This window comes from Mesorhizobium sp. 8, from assembly GCF_006351905.1.
Taxonomy (GTDB): domain Bacteria; phylum Pseudomonadota; class Alphaproteobacteria; order Rhizobiales; family Rhizobiaceae; genus Mesorhizobium; species Mesorhizobium composti.
The window spans coordinates 4,239,623-4,256,921 of sequence record NZ_CP040914.1 but is presented as its reverse complement, the minus strand read 5'-3'; the positions used below and the strand labels follow the sequence as shown (position 1 = coordinate 4,256,921).

The 17,299-nt window shown below is 67.5% G+C and carries 15 protein-coding genes and 1 other RNA gene; 4 read left to right on the top strand and 12 right to left on the bottom strand.

Features of this window, described 5'->3' with window-relative positions; all coding sequences use genetic code 11:
* Positions 1 to 21: 21 nt before the first annotated feature.
* From recR to ffs, 5 genes are all read right to left on the bottom strand, one after another.
* Positions 22 to 627: a recombination mediator RecR gene (recR, locus tag FGU64_RS20445; protein ID WP_136358285.1), complete on the bottom strand. Its 606-nt coding sequence runs from the start codon at positions 625 to 627 to the stop codon at positions 22 to 24.
* Between the two features lie 104 nt (positions 628 to 731).
* Complete coding sequence (locus FGU64_RS23585) at positions 732 to 1,856, bottom strand: cell wall hydrolase (protein ID WP_246671167.1); 1,125 nt, start codon at positions 1,854 to 1,856, stop codon at positions 732 to 734.
* 317 nt (positions 1,857 to 2,173) lie between these two features.
* A complete protein-coding gene (locus FGU64_RS20435; protein ID WP_139954810.1) occupies positions 2,174 to 2,497 on the bottom strand; it encodes a YbaB/EbfC family nucleoid-associated protein in 324 nt (107 codons plus the stop codon).
* A gap of 39 nt (positions 2,498 to 2,536) precedes the next feature.
* Positions 2,537 to 4,390: a DNA polymerase III subunit gamma/tau gene (locus FGU64_RS20430; RefSeq protein WP_139954809.1), complete on the bottom strand. Its 1,854-nt coding sequence runs from the start codon at positions 4,388 to 4,390 to the stop codon at positions 2,537 to 2,539.
* Positions 4,391 to 4,515: 125 nt separating this feature from the next.
* Positions 4,516 to 4,612: signal recognition particle sRNA small type (ffs, locus tag FGU64_RS20425), an RNA gene on the bottom strand.
* A 137-nt stretch (positions 4,613 to 4,749) separates the two neighbouring features.
* Between ffs and FGU64_RS20420 the strand changes: the two genes are divergently transcribed.
* On the top strand, positions 4,750 to 5,169 hold the full coding sequence (locus FGU64_RS20420) for an HIT family protein (protein ID WP_139954808.1): 420 nt from the start codon (positions 4,750 to 4,752) through the stop codon (positions 5,167 to 5,169).
* Positions 5,170 to 5,209: 40 nt separating this feature from the next.
* Positions 5,210 to 6,154, top strand: a complete 945-nt coding sequence (nudC, locus tag FGU64_RS20415; protein ID WP_139954807.1) for an NAD(+) diphosphatase — start codon at positions 5,210 to 5,212, stop codon at positions 6,152 to 6,154.
* A 201-nt stretch (positions 6,155 to 6,355) separates the two neighbouring features.
* Here nudC and FGU64_RS20410 read toward each other — a convergent pair whose 3' ends face one another.
* The 3 genes from FGU64_RS20410 to pgi form a co-directional block, all read right to left on the bottom strand.
* Positions 6,356 to 6,952 carry a DUF2239 family protein gene (locus FGU64_RS20410; RefSeq protein WP_246671166.1) on the bottom strand — a complete coding sequence of 199 codons (597 nt, stop codon included), beginning with the start codon at positions 6,950 to 6,952 and terminating at the stop codon, positions 6,356 to 6,358.
* A gap of 892 nt (positions 6,953 to 7,844) precedes the next feature.
* Positions 7,845 to 8,561, bottom strand: a complete 717-nt coding sequence (locus FGU64_RS20405) for an HAD family hydrolase (protein ID WP_139954806.1) — start codon at positions 8,559 to 8,561, stop codon at positions 7,845 to 7,847.
* Between the two features lie 8 nt (positions 8,562 to 8,569).
* A complete protein-coding gene (gene pgi, locus FGU64_RS20400; protein ID WP_246671380.1) occupies positions 8,570 to 10,156 on the bottom strand; it encodes a glucose-6-phosphate isomerase in 1,587 nt (528 codons plus the stop codon).
* Positions 10,157 to 10,488: 332 nt separating this feature from the next.
* Here pgi and FGU64_RS20395 point away from each other — a divergent pair, with 332 nt between their 5' ends.
* Together FGU64_RS20395 and FGU64_RS20390 are read left to right on the top strand one after the other, a co-directional pair.
* Positions 10,489 to 11,979, top strand: a complete 1,491-nt coding sequence (locus tag FGU64_RS20395; protein ID WP_136358299.1) for a PLP-dependent aminotransferase family protein — start codon at positions 10,489 to 10,491, stop codon at positions 11,977 to 11,979.
* A gap of 172 nt (positions 11,980 to 12,151) precedes the next feature.
* Complete coding sequence (locus FGU64_RS20390) at positions 12,152 to 13,744, top strand: trimethylamine methyltransferase family protein (RefSeq protein WP_139954804.1); 1,593 nt, start codon at positions 12,152 to 12,154, stop codon at positions 13,742 to 13,744.
* 9 nt (positions 13,745 to 13,753) lie between these two features.
* On the opposite strand, the gene FGU64_RS20385 is transcribed toward FGU64_RS20390, so the two are convergent.
* The 4 genes from FGU64_RS20385 to FGU64_RS20370 are packed head-to-tail and all read right to left on the bottom strand — an operon-like array spanning position 13,754 to position 17,271.
* Positions 13,754 to 14,179, bottom strand: coding sequence for a MarR family transcriptional regulator (locus tag FGU64_RS20385; RefSeq protein WP_139954803.1), 426 nt, complete (start codon positions 14,177 to 14,179; stop codon positions 13,754 to 13,756).
* The gene (locus FGU64_RS20380) at positions 14,176 to 14,760 is read right to left on the bottom strand and encodes an amino acid synthesis family protein (protein ID WP_139954802.1); all 585 of its coding nucleotides are present in this window, start codon (positions 14,758 to 14,760) and stop codon (positions 14,176 to 14,178) included. Before FGU64_RS20380 ends, FGU64_RS20385 begins: the two co-directional genes overlap by 4 nt.
* Complete coding sequence (locus tag FGU64_RS20375) at positions 14,753 to 15,739, bottom strand: UPF0280 family protein (protein WP_139954801.1); 987 nt, start codon at positions 15,737 to 15,739, stop codon at positions 14,753 to 14,755. The genes FGU64_RS20380 and FGU64_RS20375 overlap by 8 nt, the downstream gene beginning before the upstream one ends.
* Positions 15,736 to 17,271: a 6-hydroxynicotinate reductase gene (locus FGU64_RS20370; RefSeq protein WP_139954800.1), complete on the bottom strand. Its 1,536-nt coding sequence runs from the start codon at positions 17,269 to 17,271 to the stop codon at positions 15,736 to 15,738. The genes FGU64_RS20375 and FGU64_RS20370 overlap by 4 nt, the downstream gene beginning before the upstream one ends.
* Positions 17,272 to 17,299 lie beyond the last annotated feature (28 nt).

Sequence of the window (17,299 nt, the reverse complement as noted above, 5' to 3'; positions counted from 1 at the left end):
TCACGACGCGCTCGCCCCCGCTCAAAAAGCCGTCCGCGATTTCAATGCGGCGGCAAGCGTGCCCTCGTCGAGATAGTCGAGCTCGCCACCGACCGGCACGCCATGCGCCAGCCGCGTCACCTTGACGTCGAAATCGGCAAGCTGGTCGGTGAGGTAATGCGCCGTGGTCTGGCCCTCGACGGTGGCGTTCACCGCCAGGATCACCTCCTTGACCTCGCCGCCGGCGACACGGTCGACCAGCGCGCGGATGTTGAGCTGCTCCGGGCCGATGCCGTCGAGCGGCGACAGCGTGCCGCCGAGCACATGGTAGCGCACGTTCATGGCCGAGGCGCGCTCCAGCGCCCACAGGTCCGACACGTCCTCCACGACGATCAGTGTCGCGGCATCGCGGCGCGGATCGGTGCAGATCATGCAGGGATCGGCGGTGTCGACGTTGCCGCAGGTCGAGCAGACGCGCACCTTGTCCACGGCCTCGCCCATGGCATCGGCCAGCGGCGCCAGCAACTGTTCCTTCTTCTTGATGAGATGGAGCGCCGCGCGGCGCGCCGAGCGCGGCCCGAGCCCCGGCACCTTGGCCAGAAGCTGGATGAGGCGTTCGATCTCGGGGCCGGCGATTCGCTTCGACATGGCAGAGCATATAAGCCGAATGCCGGGCACTGGGGAGTGGGCCGGGAACGGAACCGCACAAACGCGCGGTTCCTCGCGGTCGCGCCACGGCGACCCGTGTCGTGCTACTGGGCGAAGCTCATCGAGATGCCGGAATCGTCGTCGCGGCCAAAGCGCGAAGCCAAGGGCTCTTCCTCGGCAACCAGCACGGCCTGCGCCTTGGCCGGCTTCGAGGGCTTGGCGGACGCCGCCTTCACCATGCTGGCCCGGGCCGTCGGCAACGGCACGGAATCGATGATCTTCTTCTGCGCTTTCGGCGACGGCTCGGCGGAAGCGACCTCGACGACAGCCTGCGGGGCGGGCGCGGCTACACGGCTGCGCTTCTTCTGCGCAGCCGCCTGGGGCGCCGCATTGTCAAAGCCGTCGGCCATCGCCTCGTCGGAGGAGGCGAAGGCGAAGGGGCTGTTCTGCGGCAGCGGCGCGGGATCGGCGGATGCGACCGCGACCGGCTTTTCGGCAGGCCGCGCAGCCGGCCTCGCCGCAGCGGTCATCACCGGCGCGGTGTCGGGCAGGTCGACCTGCTGCACGCCCGGCAATCCGCCGGCATCGCTCGCCGACTCGGCCGCGGCGACCGTGATCGCCTTCCCGGCGGCATCCGGCGTATCGCCGGCGAAGGCGACCATCGTCTGCTGCTCGTCGGGCAGCGGCTGCCAGTTGCGGCCGCGCTTCTCGTAGAAGGCGTTGCCGCCGGCGACCAGCACATAGTGCATGTTCTTGTAGGGGAACTTCAGCCCGGCGGTATGGAAGAACATGGCGTTCTTCAGTTTCTTCGAGCGCTCGCCCTTCAGCACCGCCTCGGCGGCTTCCTGCACGTCGGGCATGGCGCGGGAGTTCATCTTGCGCGTCATCACGCCGGGCGCGAACTGGTTGCGCTCGCCGACCACGCCGCAGATGGTGTTGCCGTGTTTGCCGGATCGCAGCCGGTTCATCACCACGGTGCCGACAGCGACCATGCCGGCGCGGCTGGAGCGGTTGGATTCGAAGAACATCGCCCGTTCAAGGCATTCCTTGTCGCGGGACGTGTAGCGATAGGGGCGGACGCGGGTCGAACCGTCGGCGGAAGGCAGGACGGAACTGGCGAGACTGGCAACGGACATGCCGTGGGATGTCGTCTGGCTGCAACCGGCCAGAAGAAACGGCGAAAGCGCGGCGCACAGCAGGGCTGGCACCTTCCATCGCTGGCTAGTCAATTGATCCGCCTCACTGTTGCTGCTGCTCCCGTCCCCCGAAATCCTAGCGAGCCAAGTCGTGGCAAGAATGAGATCGTTTCGGGCAGAAAGATGGCCAAATGGTTAGCGATCAGCTTACAGGCCGTCTTGCAAGGCCTTGGACGCGATCAACAATCCGCTCGCGTCGTTACAAGGCGTGATAACAGGGCAAATTGTGGCAGACTTCGAGGCTCGATCCGGCAATTCCGCCGGACCGGCCCGCGACCGGTGTTCGTCTGCGCTGCGGCGCCTGCCATGCACCGTTTTCGTCGTGGCCCGGCAATATCTCGGGCGGCCTGTCAGAACGGCAGTTTCATGCCGGGCGGCATCGGCAGGCCGGCGGTCAGTTCCCTGGTCTTTTCCTGCACCACCTGCTCGACCTTGGCCTTGGCGTCGTTGTGGGCGGCGAGGATCAGGTCCTCCAGGATCTCGACCTCGTCCTCCTTGAACAGCGAGGGGTCGATCTTCAGCGCCTTCATCTCGAACTTGCCCGTCAGCGTCACCGAAACCAGCCCGCCGCCGGCCTGGCCGGAGGCCTCCATGACGGCGATCTCCTCCTGCATGGCCTGCATCTTGGCCTGCATTTCCTTCGCCTTGCCCATCAGCCCGAGCAGATCCTTCATGGTCGTATCCTTCTTTTCGTCACATTGCCGGCCGCGGCGCTATTCGTCGTCGTCGACCGCCGGGTCCACGGGGTCCTCCGGCAGGCCGTCGGTGTCGTCCCCGTCATCCTCGGCCGCTGCATCGTCGACCGCTTGGGGAATACGCACGTCGATGATCCTGGCGCCGGGGAAACGGGCGAGGATGGCCGCCACCGTCGGGTCGGAGCGCGCGTCGAGGAAAGCGCTCTCGCGCCGGGCGGATTCCATCTCGGCCAGCGTCTGTCCGCCCTCCTCCTTGGAAAGCGACACCAGCCAGTTGCGGCCCGTCCAGGCGCGCAGCTTCGTCGTCAGGTCGTTGAGCAGCGTGCGCGGCGCGTCCTCGGTCAGCGCCACGTCGAGCCGACCGGGCTCCATCCTGACCGGACGCACGTAACGCCGCAGCATCGCCTTGACCAACCCGTCGCGGTGCTGCTCGGCCAGCGCCACGATATCGGCCAGCGATTTCAGCGCCGGCGCCGGGGGTTCCTCGATGGCGGGCCGGACTGCGGCGACCGGCACCGGCGGCGCGGTCTCCGACTGTGCCTCGACCAACCGCATCGCCGGGGCGGAGCCGCCACCGCCGGACGGCATGCGCGCCTGCGCAACCGCGCTGCCCGATACCGGCGCCGACGCAGAGGAAGCCGGGCAGGATGACGCGGACGGCTGAGAGGCGGTGCCGCCGCCCTCCAGCGTCTTCAGCGCCTCGTCGAGCGTCGGCAGGTCGGCGGCATGGGCGAGGCGGATCAGCACCATCTCGGCCGCCGCTAGCGGCCGGTTGGAATTCTGCACCTCGGGGATGCCCTTCAACAGCATCTGCCATGTGCGCGACAGCACCCGGACCGACAGCTTTCCGGCAAAGTCCCTGCCCCGCCGGCGCTCCTCCTCCGACAGGGTGGCGTCGTCGGCGGCTTCGGGCACGAAGCGCAGGCGGGTGACGAGGTGGTTGAACTCGGCAAGGTCGGTCAGCACGGCGGCCGGATCGGCGCCGACATCGTATTGCTGGCGCAGTTCCGTAAGCGCGGTGGCGACATCGCCCTTCATGACGTGCTCGAACAGGTCGACGATGCGGGCGCGGTCGGCCAGCCCGAGCATGGCGCGCACGGCGCCAGCATCCACCTTGCCGCTGCCGTGGGCGATCGCCTGGTCGAGGATGGAGAGCGAATCGCGGGCCGAGCCTTCCGCCGCGCGGGCGATCATCGCCAGCGCCTCGGCATCGACGGCGATGCCTTCCTTTTCGGCGATCGAAGCGAGATGCCCGACCAGCGCGCCGGCGTCGATGCGGCGCAGGTCGAAGCGCTGGCAGCGCGACAGCACCGTGATCGGCACCTTGCGGATCTCGGTGGTGGCGAAGATGAACTTCACATGCGGCGGCGGCTCCTCCAGCGTCTTCAACAGGCCGTTGAAGGCGGGCGTCGACAGCATGTGCACTTCGTCGATGATGTAGACCTTGTAGCGCGCGGCGACGGGCGCGTAGCGCACGCGGTCGATGATGTCGCGGATGTCGTCGATGCCGGTATGGGAGGCGGCGTCCATCTCGATGACGTCGACATGGCGGCCTTCCATGATGGCCTGGCAATGCTCTCCGGGCACCGAGAGATCGACGGAGGGACGGTCGACGTCGGCCGTCTTGTAATTCAAGGCCCGGGCGAGGATACGCGCCGTGGTCGTCTTGCCGACGCCGCGCACGCCGGTCAGCATCCAGGCCTGGGCGATGCGGCCGGTGGCGAACGCGTTGGTGAGCGTGCGCACCATCGGCTCCTGGCCGATCAGTTCGGAGAAATCGGAGGGGCGGTATTTTCGCGCCAGGACGCGATAGGCGCCGGACGTCTTTTCAGTCACGCCCTTTTCCGATTCGCTTGGTCCGGCTTCGCTCATCGGCCTCGACGGGGTTTGTGCTGAGGCCGCCTCGGCAGCCGATTCCGCAACGAGTTTCGCCCGCGTGCCGATGCGCCGTCAACATCACCAAAGGGGTCGCCGAACGGAGGTCGCGGGAGGAGAAGGCGGGAGGCTGGAACAATGACCCGTTCCGGGCTCGTTAGGGCTGCTTCCTTCCGGACCTGACCCGGTTGGCGAGTGGATCGTCCACCACCAACCTCCCGTCTTCCATATCGTCAATCCGGCGCGAGAATGCAAGGCCCGGCAAAAATCCGCATGGGCTTGCCGTTGTCCCCTCATGAATCGCTTGCGGGGGGCGTGGCGCCGCAATAGCCTCGTCACAAACGAGGGAAACGCCGATGATGCCTGGCCTCAAGGCCGGATTCACGCTCGACGCCCGGCTGGAAGCGGACAGCGAGCCGTTGATATGGCTGGGCCTGTGCGAGTTGAGGGTGATGAACGACCGCCGCTGGCCCTGGCTCATCCTGGTTCCGCAGCGGCCGGGCATCGAGGAAATCCACGACCTCACCCCGCTCGACCAGGCGATGCTGACCTTCGAGGTCAACATGGTGGCGCAGGCTCTGAAGAAGACGACCGACTGCACCAAGATCAACACAGCGGCCCTCGGCAACATCGTGCGGCAATTGCATATCCATGTGGTGGCGCGCTCGGAGGGCGACCCCGGCTGGCCCGGCCCGGTCTGGGGCCACGGCCTGCGCGAACCCTACCAGCGCGCTGATTTCCACCAGTTTGCCCAGACCGTGAAGGCGGCGCTATAAGAGCTACCCCGCCAACCGAACACATCCTCCGACAGCCGCCATGACCTTTGCCCTTTTCGACGCGCCTTCGGCCGAGCCCAGCCAGTTCGTCGGCTTCGCCGGCAACCGGATCGACCGGCAGTCGGAAAACCGCGCCGACGACTGCGTCGAGAAGGCACTGGCCGATCCGCGCACGCGGCTGATGCTGCTCGGCGACGGCCGCATCTGCCTGAAGCTCGACGGCGGCACCTTCGATCCGTGGTACGGGCTGGCCGAAAGCGAGGCGTTCAAGCCCCGCCTCGGCGAGGCCGTGCTTCTGGGCTTCGACGCAAGCGGCCCCATCCTCGCCGCATCGGCCGGCATCGGCGCGGACGACCTGCCAGCGACGGTCAAGGCCATCGACTACCGCTCGGTCTATATGCAGGGCCTCATCGATGCGGCCGCGCTCGGCGCACTGGCACAGGGAGCCGCGCTGCTTGCCTGGAACGCCAGCCACCGCTTCTGCTCGAAATGCGGCCATGCCAGCGAAACGCGCGCCGGCGGCTACCGGCGCCACTGCCCCTCCTGCGGCGCCGACCATTTTCCGCGCACCGACCCGGTGGCGATCATGCTGACCGCGACGCGCGAAAAATGCCTGCTCGGGCGCAGCCCCCACTTCGCGCCCGGCTCCTATTCGGCGCTGGCCGGCTTCATCGAGCCGGGCGAGACGATCGAGAACGCGGTGCGGCGCGAGACGATGGAAGAGGCCGGCATCCGTCTCGGCCGCGTCGTCTACCACGCCAGCCAGCCGTGGCCGTTCCCCTATTCGCTGATGATCGGCTGTTTCGGCGAACCGCTCAACGAGGATATCCAGCCAGACCTCGGCGAGTTGGAGGACTGCCGCTGGTTCTTCCGCGACGAGGTGCGGCAGATGCTGGCGCGCGAGCATCCGAGCGGGCTCGTCACGCCGGCGAAAGGCGCGATCGCCCACACGCTCATCCGCGCCTGGGTCGAAAACGGCATCTGAACCGGCGGGTTTTGCCCCTGCCGGCAGGCTGTCGGATCGGGCGCTGTACCCCCACCCCTACCCCCCGCAAGGGGGAGGGGACTATGCGGCGCTTCCATATCCACCAACGTTGCCGGTTTTGGACAAAACGGCGATGTCGGCGTCCCCCTCCCCCCTTGCGGGGAGGGGCCAGGGGCGGGGGTATCGGCCCGCCGTGCTTTTTCAGCCGAAAGCCGGCTCGGCCAGCCGCCGGGCATGGTCGCGCAGGTCCGCCGGCCATGGCTCGGACACCGCAAGGAAGCGGTCCCGGTTGCCGGCGTAGAGCGCGCGCGCGGCTTCCTCGTAGCCCGGCCGGTTGCCCAGCATCGCCGCCATGAAGCGGTCGGCCGCCTGCTGCGCCGTGCGCGCGGCCGCCTTGCCGGCGTCGGCGGCGCGGGCGGCATCGACCAGCTTGCGCAAGGTCACCGAAGCGCCGCCCGGCTGCTCGGCCAGCCATTGCCAATGACGCGGCAGAAGCGTGACCTCGCGCGCCACGACACCGAGCTTCGGCCGGCCGGCGCCGCGGCGCGCGGCCGGTTCGCCGTGGTCGGCGCCGTCCTGTGCCGGCGCCAGCCGGGCCACAATCTCGGCGTCGGTTCCGCTCAGGTCGAAATCGACCTGCCGGCCACTGCGGTCGTTGAAGGCCAGCAACGGCACGTCGCCGGGCATGGCGGCGGCCGCCTTCAGGGCAAGCGCAACCTCGGCCGGTTGCCCGGAGGCGAAAAGCCGGTCGCCGGCAAAAGCGGTAACGGTGATGATGTTCTGTTCCATGCGGCGCATTTAACAGTCCGACGCGCGCCCGTCAATATTACCCGGGTAAAATACATCGATGTAACACGACCTTTGCCACGCCAGGAACAACGATGCCCAGGCCGTACTCCGTCCAGCACCCTCATCCGTCTCGGCGCTACGCGCCGATCCACCTTCTCCCACAAGGGGAGAAGGCAAGGCCGCGTCACCCTCACGGCCAATCGTCAACGCTGGAGATTTGCCGCAGCGGAGGCGCAAACTCCTCCCTTCTCCCCTTGTGGGAGAAGGTGGCCGAGCGACAGCGAGGTCGGATGAGGGGTGCTGGACGGAGTGCGATTCTGAAAAATCTTCCCGAAATCTATCCCCGTCCTTTTCATCCGCCTCATACTGCCTGCCATCTCCTGTGCGGGAACGCGGGTCGCGAACCGGGCGCTTGTGGCGGGAGACGGTGCCGGGCTGGTCGTCTGCGGTAGGCGGCTGGGCGATGAACCCCCAAGTCCGGGCCTCGACCGAGCCAGCGGGCCGCCCGAAAGGCGGCAACGACCCTCGGGGAGGCAAGACACCGGCGGGCGCGGGATGCCGCGCCACTATTTAACTTAGCAGGCACGGCCCCCGCGCCCGCTTCCCGACCTCAAACAATGAGGTCGGCTCTTTGACAATGGCCAGGGCCGAAAGGCAGCGTGGCGATGATGAAGTTCGCGTAGGCGAACCCCTCCCGACCGGGCTTCGCCCGGCCACGGCCTCCGCTATGGCTCCCAGCCCTTCGGGCGTTCAAGACCTTCAAAACGTCCACCGGAGGTTTGATCCGCCCGAGGCGAACCGGTCTTTCACCGTTCGTCGCTCGAAAAGCCAAGCAATTGGCTTTTCGTCCGCTGCGCGGACCGCTTCTCACCCCCTCAAAGGAGAGGGGGAACGACGGCGCTCAGTTCCGGCCCAATTCCTCCAGGAACGCCGGCAGGTCGGCCACCGAGTCCAGCACCACGTCGGCCATCGGCGCCAGCGAGGCGCGCGTGCCGGTGCCGGACAGCACGCCGACCGCCAGCCCGCAGCCGCCGGCGCGGGCCATGTCGAGGTCGTGGCGGTTGTCACCCACCATGGCGATCTCGGCCGGCTTCAGTCCGGTCAAGTCGCAGAAGGACAGCACCACGTCGGGCGCCGGCTTGGGGTTGGCCACGGCGTCGTAGCCGTAGGCGGCGTCGAAAAGCTGAGCGATACCGAGGGCCAGCAGCGTCTTTTCCGCGCCGCTGGTGGAATCGTTGGTGGCGACGCCGAGCCGGTAGTCGCGCCCGTGCAGCGCCGTCAGCGCTGCCGGTATGCCCGGCAGCGCCACCGCCTTGCGCGATCCTTCCACGGCCGTGATCTCGTTGAAGCGGGCAAGGGCGGCGCCCTGCTCCTGCCGCGACAGCTGCGGAAACCACGCCTCCACCACGTCGCGGTTGGTGCCGGCGGCGAAGATCGAGTCGGCCTTGAAACGCCGCGCATCGAAATCGTAGCCGGCCACGGTGAGCAGTTCGTCGGCCGCCGGCCGGTCGCCGTCCGCCGCCTCCATCGCCATGAAATCGGCGACCGCCGACCAGGTGGCGTTGAAATCGACCAGCGTGCCGTCCTTGTCGAACAGGATCCCCTTGATGGTTGCCAATTGCCGCCTCACCCCTTCGCGCCCAGCCGCCGGATATGTCCCACCAGGCCGGCGGTCGAGGCGTCCCTGCCTGCGGCACTCTCCTTGCCTTCCACGACAGGCAACAGCTGCGTGGCGAGCTCCTTGCCGAGTTCCACGCCCCACTGGTCGAAGGAGTTGATGTCGTAAAGCACGCCCTCGACGAAGACGCGGTGCTCGTAGAGCGCGATCAGCCGGCCGAGCGTGCGCGGGTCGAGCTTCTCGTAGAGGATGGTGACCGAGGGCCGGTTGCCGGAAAAAACCCGCTGCGGGGCTATGCGGTCGACGAAATCGGGCTTTTGCCCCTTGGCCAGCATCTGCGCCCGCGCTTCCTCCAGCGTGCGGCCCTTCATCAGAGCTTCCGACTGCGCAAGGCAGTTGGCGAGCAGCAGGTCGTGGTGGTGCCTCAGGTTCGGCTCATGGCCGATGGCAGCGGCGAGGAACTCGACCGGGATAATGTCGGTGCCCTGGTGAAGCAGCTGGAAAAAGGCGTGCTGGCCGTTGGTGCCGGGCTCGCCCCACACCAGAGGCCCCGTCGGCGTCGTCACCGGCTTCGAATCGACGGTGACGCTCTTGCCGTTCGATTCCATGTCGAGCTGCTGGAGATAGGCCGGCAGGCGCGACAGGCGCTGGTCGTAGGGGATGACGGCGCGGGCCGGATATTTGCACACCACGCGATGCCAGAAGCCGACGAGGCCGAGCAGGAAGGGCAGGTTCTTCTCGGGCGGCGTATCGCGGAAATGGGCGTCCATCTCGGCGCCGCCGCGCAGGAAGGCGCGGAAGTTCTCCGGGCCGACGGCGATCATCACCGGCAGGCCGATGGCGCCCCAAACCGAATAACGGCCGCCGACCCAGTCCCAGAAGCCGAACACACGCTCCTGCCGGATGCCGAACTTCGCGACGAGGTCGAGCGCGGTGGAGACGGCGGCGAAATGGTGGCCGACAGCCTCCTTGCCGAGCTTTTCCTGGATCCAGTGCCGGGCCGTCTCGGCATTGGTCATCGTCTCGACCGTGGTGAAGGTCTTGGAGGCGATGATGAACAGCGTCGTCGCCGGATCGAGCCCCTTCAGCGTGTCGTGGATATGGGCGCCGTCGATGTTGGAGACATAGTGGCTGCGCGGCCGGTCGTGATAGGGCGCCAGCGCCAGCGTCGCCATGGCCGGGCCGAGGTCGGAGCCGCCGATGCCGATGTTGACGACGTCGGTGATCGCCTTGCCGGTCGCGCCGGCCGCCTTGCCGGAGCGCACGGCGTCGGCGAAAGCGGTCATGGCGGCGAGGACGGACTCGACGTCCTCCTTCACGTCCTGCCCGTCGACATGCAGGCCCTTGCCGTCGAGGTCGCGCAGTGCCGTGTGCAGCACGGCGCGGTCCTCGGTGATGTTGATGTGCTTGCCGGAAAACATCGCGGCGCGCTTTTCCTCGACGCCGGCTGCACCTGCAAGTGCTACGAGTTGGCGCATCGCCTCCTCGTCGACCGCGCATTTCGACCAGTCGAGCAAAAGGTCGCCGTCGGTGGCGGAGAATTTGTCGAAGCGCTGCGGATCGGCGGCGAAGGCGGCGCGCATGTCCATCTTCATGGCGGCGCGGTGACTGCCGAGCGCGGCAAGCTGCTTGGCGAAGGCATTGTGATCCACGGCAGGACTCCTCAGCGGTTTGCGGCGCAACTTAGCAGACCGCGTGCCACCGGCGGGAGGCCGGTAACGCGGTTTTGTCCCGCCGCGGGCGGGCGCGGACTATCGGCGGAATTTTCAACCGTTTCAACCGGCCGCGATCGGTTCCCGGGCCGGCTGATGGATCATTGGCATAAATCGGAGAAATCAGAAAAATTGATTGGCGCAATGGCTTATGCCAAGCATACAGTCCACTGGTCCACCAAGATTAAAAAGACTGACCATCGAGGAGAGCTTTTATGCCACAGCGTAATGACACGGCCATCTGGTCGGGCCTGTTCCGCATCTCTGCCGAGTCGGGCCAGACGCTGCAGGCGCAGATCAGGCAGGCGATCGTCGCCGCCATCCTCGATCGCCAGATCGCCGCGTCCATGCCGCTTCCCTCCTGCCGCATCCTGGCGGAGAAGCTCGGCGTGGCGCGCGGCACGGTGGTGCTCGCCTTTCAGCAGCTGGTCGACCAGGGTTTCCTGGTGGCGCGCGAGCGGCGCGGCCATTTCGTCAACCCGGAAGTGCTCGCCACGCCGGCCAAGCCGCAGAAGTCGCCCGAGCAGCAGAACGAGATCGACTGGAAGGCACGCCGGCAGATCGCCGCCTCCGACATGCCGCCGCCCAATAAGCAGGAGAACTGGATCAAGTCGTCCTATCCGTTCGTCTACGGTCAGTTCGACCCCGCGCTTTTCCCGACCGCCGAATGGCGCGAATGCAATCGCATGGCGCTGGCGGTGCTGGAAATCCGCAACTGGGCGTCCGACATGGTGGATCGCGACGACCCGCTCTTGATTGAGCAGATCCAGGCGCGGTTGCTGCCGCGGCGCGGCATCTTCGCCAATCCCGACGAGATCATCGTCACGCTGGGCGCCCAGAACGCGCTCTACATGCTGGCCTCGCTGTTGATGACCAAGGGCTCCAAGGTAGCGATGGAAGACCCCGGCTATCCCGACGCGCGCTCCATCTTCAAGCTGGCGGGCGCCGACGTGCAGCCGGTGCCGGTCGACGAGTCCGGCATCGTGACCTCGGCCATTCCGGCCGATTCCGGCTTCGTCTTCGTCACGCCCAGCCATCATTGTCCGACCATGGTGCCGCTTTCGGCGGAACGGCGGCAGGACCTTCTGGCGCGCGCCAACCGCAACAACCAGATCATCATCGAGGACGGCTACGACAGCCAGCTGCTCGACGAGGCGCCGCAGCAGGCGCTGAAGAGCGTCGATCGCTCGGGGCGCGTCATCTATGTCGGCTCGATGTCGAAGACGTTGGCGCCGGGCCTCAGGCTCGGCTACATCGTCGCCTCGGCTGGGCTGATCGCGGAACTCAGGGCGCTGCGCCGCTTCATGCTGCGCCATCCGCCGGCGAACAACCAGCGTGCAGTGGCACTGTTCCTCTCGCTCGGCCATCACGAGGCGCTGGTGCGCCGGCTTTCGGCGGCGTTCGAGGAGAGGCGCAAGCGGCTGGTGCATGCGATCGACGCCTTCCTGCCGGAATGGCGCTCGACCGATTCGGCCGGCGGCACCTCGCTGTGGCTGGAGGGGCCGCGCGGCACGGATTCGCGCGACCTCGCGGCGGCGGCGGCCAGCCGCAGCGTCATCATCGAGCCGGGCGACCGCTTCTTCGACCGATCCGACCGGCCGTCGCGCTTCATGCGGCTCGGCATTTCCTCGATTGCGCTGCAGCACATCGAACCCGGCATACGGGAGCTTGCGACGGCAGCGGGGCGCCGACCGGCGGCCGCCTGAGCATCGCCTTCCGCTGCGCGACAGCTGACGCAAGGGCTGGCCCATCCGGCGGAATCGGCTGGCTCATGCTGATGGGCCAGACATGACGGCATAGTCCGATGCGGGAACAGAGCTGGACCAAGGCGGATCAACCGCTACCGGCCGGCTTCGCCGCATGGGTGGAGTTGTCGTGATGTCTGAGACTGCCGAGAAGCTCGACGCGCCGGGAGAAGAACACCGTTCACGCCGCTCCGGCGGGCGCGAAGCGCGCCGTGCCATGCGGGCCGCGCCGCTGGCCGACGATATCAGGCCGGTGCGCGCCGGCCTCGAAGGCGGCCGTTACGCGCCGCTTTCGCAGAACGACCTCGAGCGCATCCACGAGGCGGTGCTGACGCTGCTGGAAACCGTCGGCTTCGCCAACGCCATTCCCTCCTGCATCGAAGCGTTGACCAAGGCCGGCGCGACGTTGGGCGAGGACGGGCGCCTGCGCTTCCCGCGCAACCTCGTGCTCGACACCATCAAGCGCGCGGCGCGCAATTTCACGCTGCACGGCCAGGACCCGAAGCACGACATGGTGATCCAGGGCAAGCGCGTGCATTACGGCACGGCGGGCGCGGCCGTTCATCTCGTCGATGTCGAGAAGCGCGTCTATCGCGAATCGCTGTTGCAGGACATCTACGACGCCGCCCGCATCGTCGACGGGCTGGATAACATCCATTTCTTCCAGCGGCCGATGGTGCCGCGCGACATTCCCGACCCGCTCGACATGGATTTCAACACGCTCTACGCCTGCGTGATGGGCACGTCGAAGCATGTCGGCACGTCGTTCACCGTACGCGAGAACGTGAAGCCGGCGCTGGAGATGCTCTATACGATTGCCGGCGGCGAGGAGAATTTCCGCGCCCGGCCCTTCGTCTCCAATTCCAACTGCTTCGTCGTGCCGCCGATGAAATTCGCCGAGGACGCCTGCGGCGTGCTGGAAGCCTGCGTGGAAGGCGGCATCCCGATCCTGCTGCTCTCGGCCGGACAGGCAGGTGCGACGGCGCCGGCAGCGATCGCCGGGGCCGTGGTGCAGGCAGTGGCCGAAGTGCTGGTCGGGCTGATCTACGTCAACGCGATAAAACCCGGCCATCCGGCGATCTTCGGCACGTGGCCGTTCGTCTCGGATCTCAGGACCGGCGCCATGTCGGGCGGTTCGGCCGAGCAGGCGCTGCTGACCGCCTGTTGCGCGCAGATGGCGCAGTTCTATGACCTGCCGGGTGGCTCGGCCGCCGGCATGGCCGATTCGAAACTGCCCGACATCCAGTCCGGCTTCGAAAAAGGCATCACCGACGTCATGGCAGGCCTGTCCGGCCTTAATCTCGTATATGAATCGGCCGGCATGCACGCCTCGCTTCTCGGCTTTTGTCTCGAAAGCCTCATCATCGACAACGACATGCTGGGCATGTGCCAGCGTTGCGTGCGCGGCATCGAGGTGACGGACGCGGCGCTCTCGGTCGATACGATCGCCGACGTCTGCCTCAACGGCCCGGGCCACTATCTCGGCCACGAGCAGACACTGAGGCTCATGCAGACCGAATATTTCTATCCGGCTGTCGGCGACCGCTTCTCGCCAAAGGAATGGAACGAGAAGGGCAAGCCGGACATTCTCCAGCGGGCCATCGCCGAGAAGAAGCGGGTGCTGGCCGAGCGTTTCCCGCGCCACGTGCCGCGCAGCGTCGACGAGAAACTGCGCGCCCGCTTCGGCGAGCTTATCCAGCTGCCGCGCAGCGGCATGGGCGGCTAAGAAGGCGCTTCAGGCGATCCGGCCGAGCAGGCGCAGCAGCGTGGCGGCCTCGCGCCGGGTCAGCGGCGCCAGCGTTTCTCCGGTGATCGCGGCGGCGAGCGGTACCAGACGTCCGATCAGGTCGCGCCCTTCCGCCGTAAGGCTGACGAGCAGACGGCGCTTGTCGGCGCCGTCCTTGCCGATCTCGACCAGACCGCGCGCTTTCAGCCGGTCGATGACGCCCTTCACGGTCGCCGCATCCATGGCGATCAGGCTGCCAAGCTGGTTCTGCGAGGTCTCGCCGACCTCCTTGAGCTTGGCGAGCGCGGCGAACTGCGGCGGCGTCAGGTCGCCGATGCGCGCGGAAAAGATGGCCAGATGGCGCTGGTTGGCCTTGCGCAGGACAAAGCCGATCTGCTCCTGCAGATGATAGCCGCCATCCGGGCCGACGGTCATCGCTGGCCGTCCCAGACCTTGATGTCCTTTGCCTCCAGCCCGCCCATGCGGTTGTGGATGCGCGGGCCGCAGGCCATGGCGAGGCAGAACAGAATTTCGTCCGGCCGCGGCCCATCGGCGGCGCGCACCTCGACGGCGTCGAAGTGGCTGCGCACATAGGCGGCGTTGGTGTGGCCGAGCGGCACGTCGAGCGTGGCGCCGGCGCCGCCGACCTTCATGGCTGACGGCACTATGGCCTTTGCCTGGCCGAGGCGTTCGCGCATCGCGTATCCGCCCGGCACATGCCACAGCGCGCCATGCTCGATCTCGCCTTCGGTGCCGACGATAGCCCCTTTGCCGTAACCGTCGATGGCCGCGATGTTGCCGCCGAGCGCCGCGATCAACCGGTCGGTCAGGTCGAGGCCGAGCGGCTTCAGGTCCTCCATCGCCGGTTGGAGGTCTTCGACGTAGCGGCCGGCGAAGGGATTCTTCACGATGCCGAAGGCGACGGCGCGTCGGCGCGGCTGCCTAGCTACCGGACCGCCTTCGTGAAAAATGTCTTCGATCTGGACCGCGATCCTGCGGATGGGGAATTCAGGCATGGACGAGTTCTTTCTTTTCTGTCGAATGGGAGACAGCCGGAAGCGATATCGGGCCGCTAATGCGGGATTGCCCGGCAAGAAACAGCGCCGACGCCGCGATCAACCCGCGATGGCGCAAGTCTTCGGCGACGGCCATGCCGCTCTCCAGCGCCGCGCCGACCTCGGTCGGAGACAAGACGCCGACGCCGGTGGTCACAAGCCGTTCACCGAGATCGCTGTCAGGCGCGAGGTCGCAGGCCGGCTGTCGGATGACGGCCGGGTGGCGGGGCAGGTCGACGGCGTTGGCGACGATCGTCGCCGCCGCGTCGGCCCCGGCGCTGGTCCGGGCAAGCACGGTGACGGCATCGGCGATGCCCAGCGAGAACGATCGGCCACGCCAGCCGCTGGTGGCGACACCGCGCGCCGGGTCTTCGGCCCGGATCGTGACGCGGTCGGCGAGGCCGTGGCCGGTGCCGGCAATCGCCAATTGCATGGATTGGCCCTCGGCGAGGTGCAGAGCGCAATCGCCGCCATTGTTGACATAGGCGCGGTCGAGCCGGCGTCCGATCAGCATCGCCGCCAGGATTTCGTCGGCCACGGAGCCCGCTATCGCCGCCATCGGCGTGATGAAAGTTTCGGCCAGCGGGGCGACGGCGGCCGCCATGCGCCGGGCGGTGGGACCGGTGAAAGGCGACGACGGGAGTGCCTGGCCACCCCTGACCCCTCCCCGCAAGGCGGAGGGGAAGCTGCCGCGCCCAAGTCCCCCTCCCCCTTGCGGGGAGAGGTCAGGGGTGGGGGTCAGTGAGCGAGCCGGCTTACGCAGTTCCGGCAATTCCGCCACCAGTTCGGTCAGGATCGTCTGGAAGCGCTCGACCGCCTGCGCATAGGCTGCTTGCCGTTCCCCGGCCGCCCCGAAGGCTTCCACGATCAGGTCGATGGGGCCGTGGTTGAGGTGCAGTCGCCGCCCGTCGTCCAGCCAATGCACCTGCGGGCCGTTCATCGCTCCGGCCCCTCGCGCCGCCGCGCCTGCACCAGCGGCGGCCACGGATTGTCCACCGGGGCACCGGCGGTGCGGCGTGGATTGAGGTACTCGCCGCCGCGTGCCAGCACGTCCCCGACGCTGCGGATTTCGGCCTCGTAACCGCCGAGCCTCAGATAGTCGTCGCGGCGCAAGGTGAATTCGATGGGGGCCACCAGCGCCGGCGTCGGTACGTAACCGAATGCGTTGTCGGGCATGCGGCTGACATCGACCATCAGCGTGATGCCGCCGCCCGGCCAGACATAGCAGGGTGCGCCGCCGACCGTGACGTAGGTCTGCAGGCTATGCACGGAGCGGGTGAGGTTGACCGGGTTCTCGGTGACGCCGGCGCGCAGCGAGCCCCCTGCCCCTCCGACGAACAGCACGGTACACAGGGCAGGCTCGCAATTGTCCTCGATCAGGTCGACGGACTTGCGCAGCCGCTCGGGAAACGGCCTTTCGACCGGCTTCAGATCGTCATCCAGCTCGTAATAGGAAAACTGCTCGCCGGTAGTGGAGACCATCAGAAGCGACAGGCCAGGCCGCGCGCCCTTCTTGGCGTTCCATTCTCCGAGGATCGACAAGGGGTCGGAGATCGTCGTGCCGCCCCAGCCCAGCCCCGGCTCCGACACCTTGAAATAGCGGCCGGGCGTCGAGCGGCGGCCAAGGATTTTTATCCCCGTATCCTCCCAGCCCAGCACCTTGCCGGCCTGATGCTCGGAAACGACGCCGGTGATGTGGTCATCCACCACCACCACCTCGTCCACCAGCCCGCGCCATTGCGTGGCGAACATGCCGATGGTGGCCGAGCCGCAGCCGACGCGCATGCGGTTTTCCGCCTTGCCGTCGATGACCGGCGGGCGGCCCGCCTGCACGACGACGGTGGCGCCGCCGTCGATGGCAAGCTCGACCGGCTCCTTGTTGCAGAGCGCCAGCATGGCGTCGCAGGTGGCGCGGCCCTCCTGCTTGGAACCGCCGGTGAGGTGATGCACGCCGCCGAGCGACAGCATCTGCGAGCCGTATTCGCCGGTGGTGACGTGGCCGATCGCCTCGCCGCCGGCGCGCACGACGGCCGTTTCATCGCCGATATGGCGGTCGGTGTCGATCTTCACCTTGACGCCACAATAGGAGAAAATGCCCTCCGTCACCACAGTCACCAGATCGACGCCCTCGACCTCCTGGCTGACGATGAAAGGCGCCGGCTTATAATCAGGATAGGTGGTGCCGGCACCGATGGCCGAGACGAAGCGGCGGCGCGTGTCGACCAGTTCGCCGTCCCACGCCTCGCCGTCGTCGAACGGCACGACGGCGGCGCCGGTCTCGGCGGCGTGATCGAGGATGGTCAGCGGGTCCATGCGCACGATGTTGCCGCCGACATTGCCGTAGCGGTCGCAGGCGCCGGTGCGGCCCTCGGCGATGTAGCACATGACCGGGCAGGCATCGCAGCGGATCTTTTCCGCCACCTTCTTTGCGCCGGGGTCATGCGTCTCGAAGCGCTCGGAAAGTTCGCTCATCATAAGAGCTCCCCGCCTGCCGAGGCAC

Coding starts and splice junctions, on each gene's coding strand:
- recR (WP_136358285.1), bottom strand. CDS start 627: ATGTCGAAGCGAATCGCCGGCCCCGAGATCGAACGCCTCATCCAGCTT.
- FGU64_RS20430 (WP_139954809.1), bottom strand. CDS start 4,390: ATGAGCGAAGCCGGACCAAGCGAATCGGAAAAGGGCGTGACTGAAAAG.
- FGU64_RS20385 (WP_139954803.1), bottom strand. CDS start 14,179: ATGACCGTCGGCCCGGATGGCGGCTATCATCTGCAGGAGCAGATCGGC.
- FGU64_RS20370 (WP_139954800.1), bottom strand. CDS start 17,271: ATGAGCGAACTTTCCGAGCGCTTCGAGACGCATGACCCCGGCGCAAAG.
- FGU64_RS20410 (WP_246671166.1), bottom strand. CDS start 6,952: ATGCGCCGCATGGAACAGAACATCATCACCGTTACCGCTTTTGCCGGC.
- FGU64_RS20435 (WP_139954810.1), bottom strand. CDS start 2,497: ATGAAGGATCTGCTCGGGCTGATGGGCAAGGCGAAGGAAATGCAGGCC.
- FGU64_RS20390 (WP_139954804.1), top strand. CDS start 12,152: ATGTCTGAGACTGCCGAGAAGCTCGACGCGCCGGGAGAAGAACACCGT.
- FGU64_RS20395 (WP_136358299.1), top strand. CDS start 10,489: ATGCCACAGCGTAATGACACGGCCATCTGGTCGGGCCTGTTCCGCATC.
- FGU64_RS20420 (WP_139954808.1), top strand. CDS start 4,750: ATGATGCCTGGCCTCAAGGCCGGATTCACGCTCGACGCCCGGCTGGAA.
- FGU64_RS20380 (WP_139954802.1), bottom strand. CDS start 14,760: ATGCCTGAATTCCCCATCCGCAGGATCGCGGTCCAGATCGAAGACATT.
- pgi (WP_246671380.1), bottom strand. CDS start 10,156: ATGAAGATGGACATGCGCGCCGCCTTCGCCGCCGATCCGCAGCGCTTC.
- nudC (WP_139954807.1), top strand. CDS start 5,210: ATGACCTTTGCCCTTTTCGACGCGCCTTCGGCCGAGCCCAGCCAGTTC.
- FGU64_RS20375 (WP_139954801.1), bottom strand. CDS start 15,739: ATGAACGGCCCGCAGGTGCATTGGCTGGACGACGGGCGGCGACTGCAC.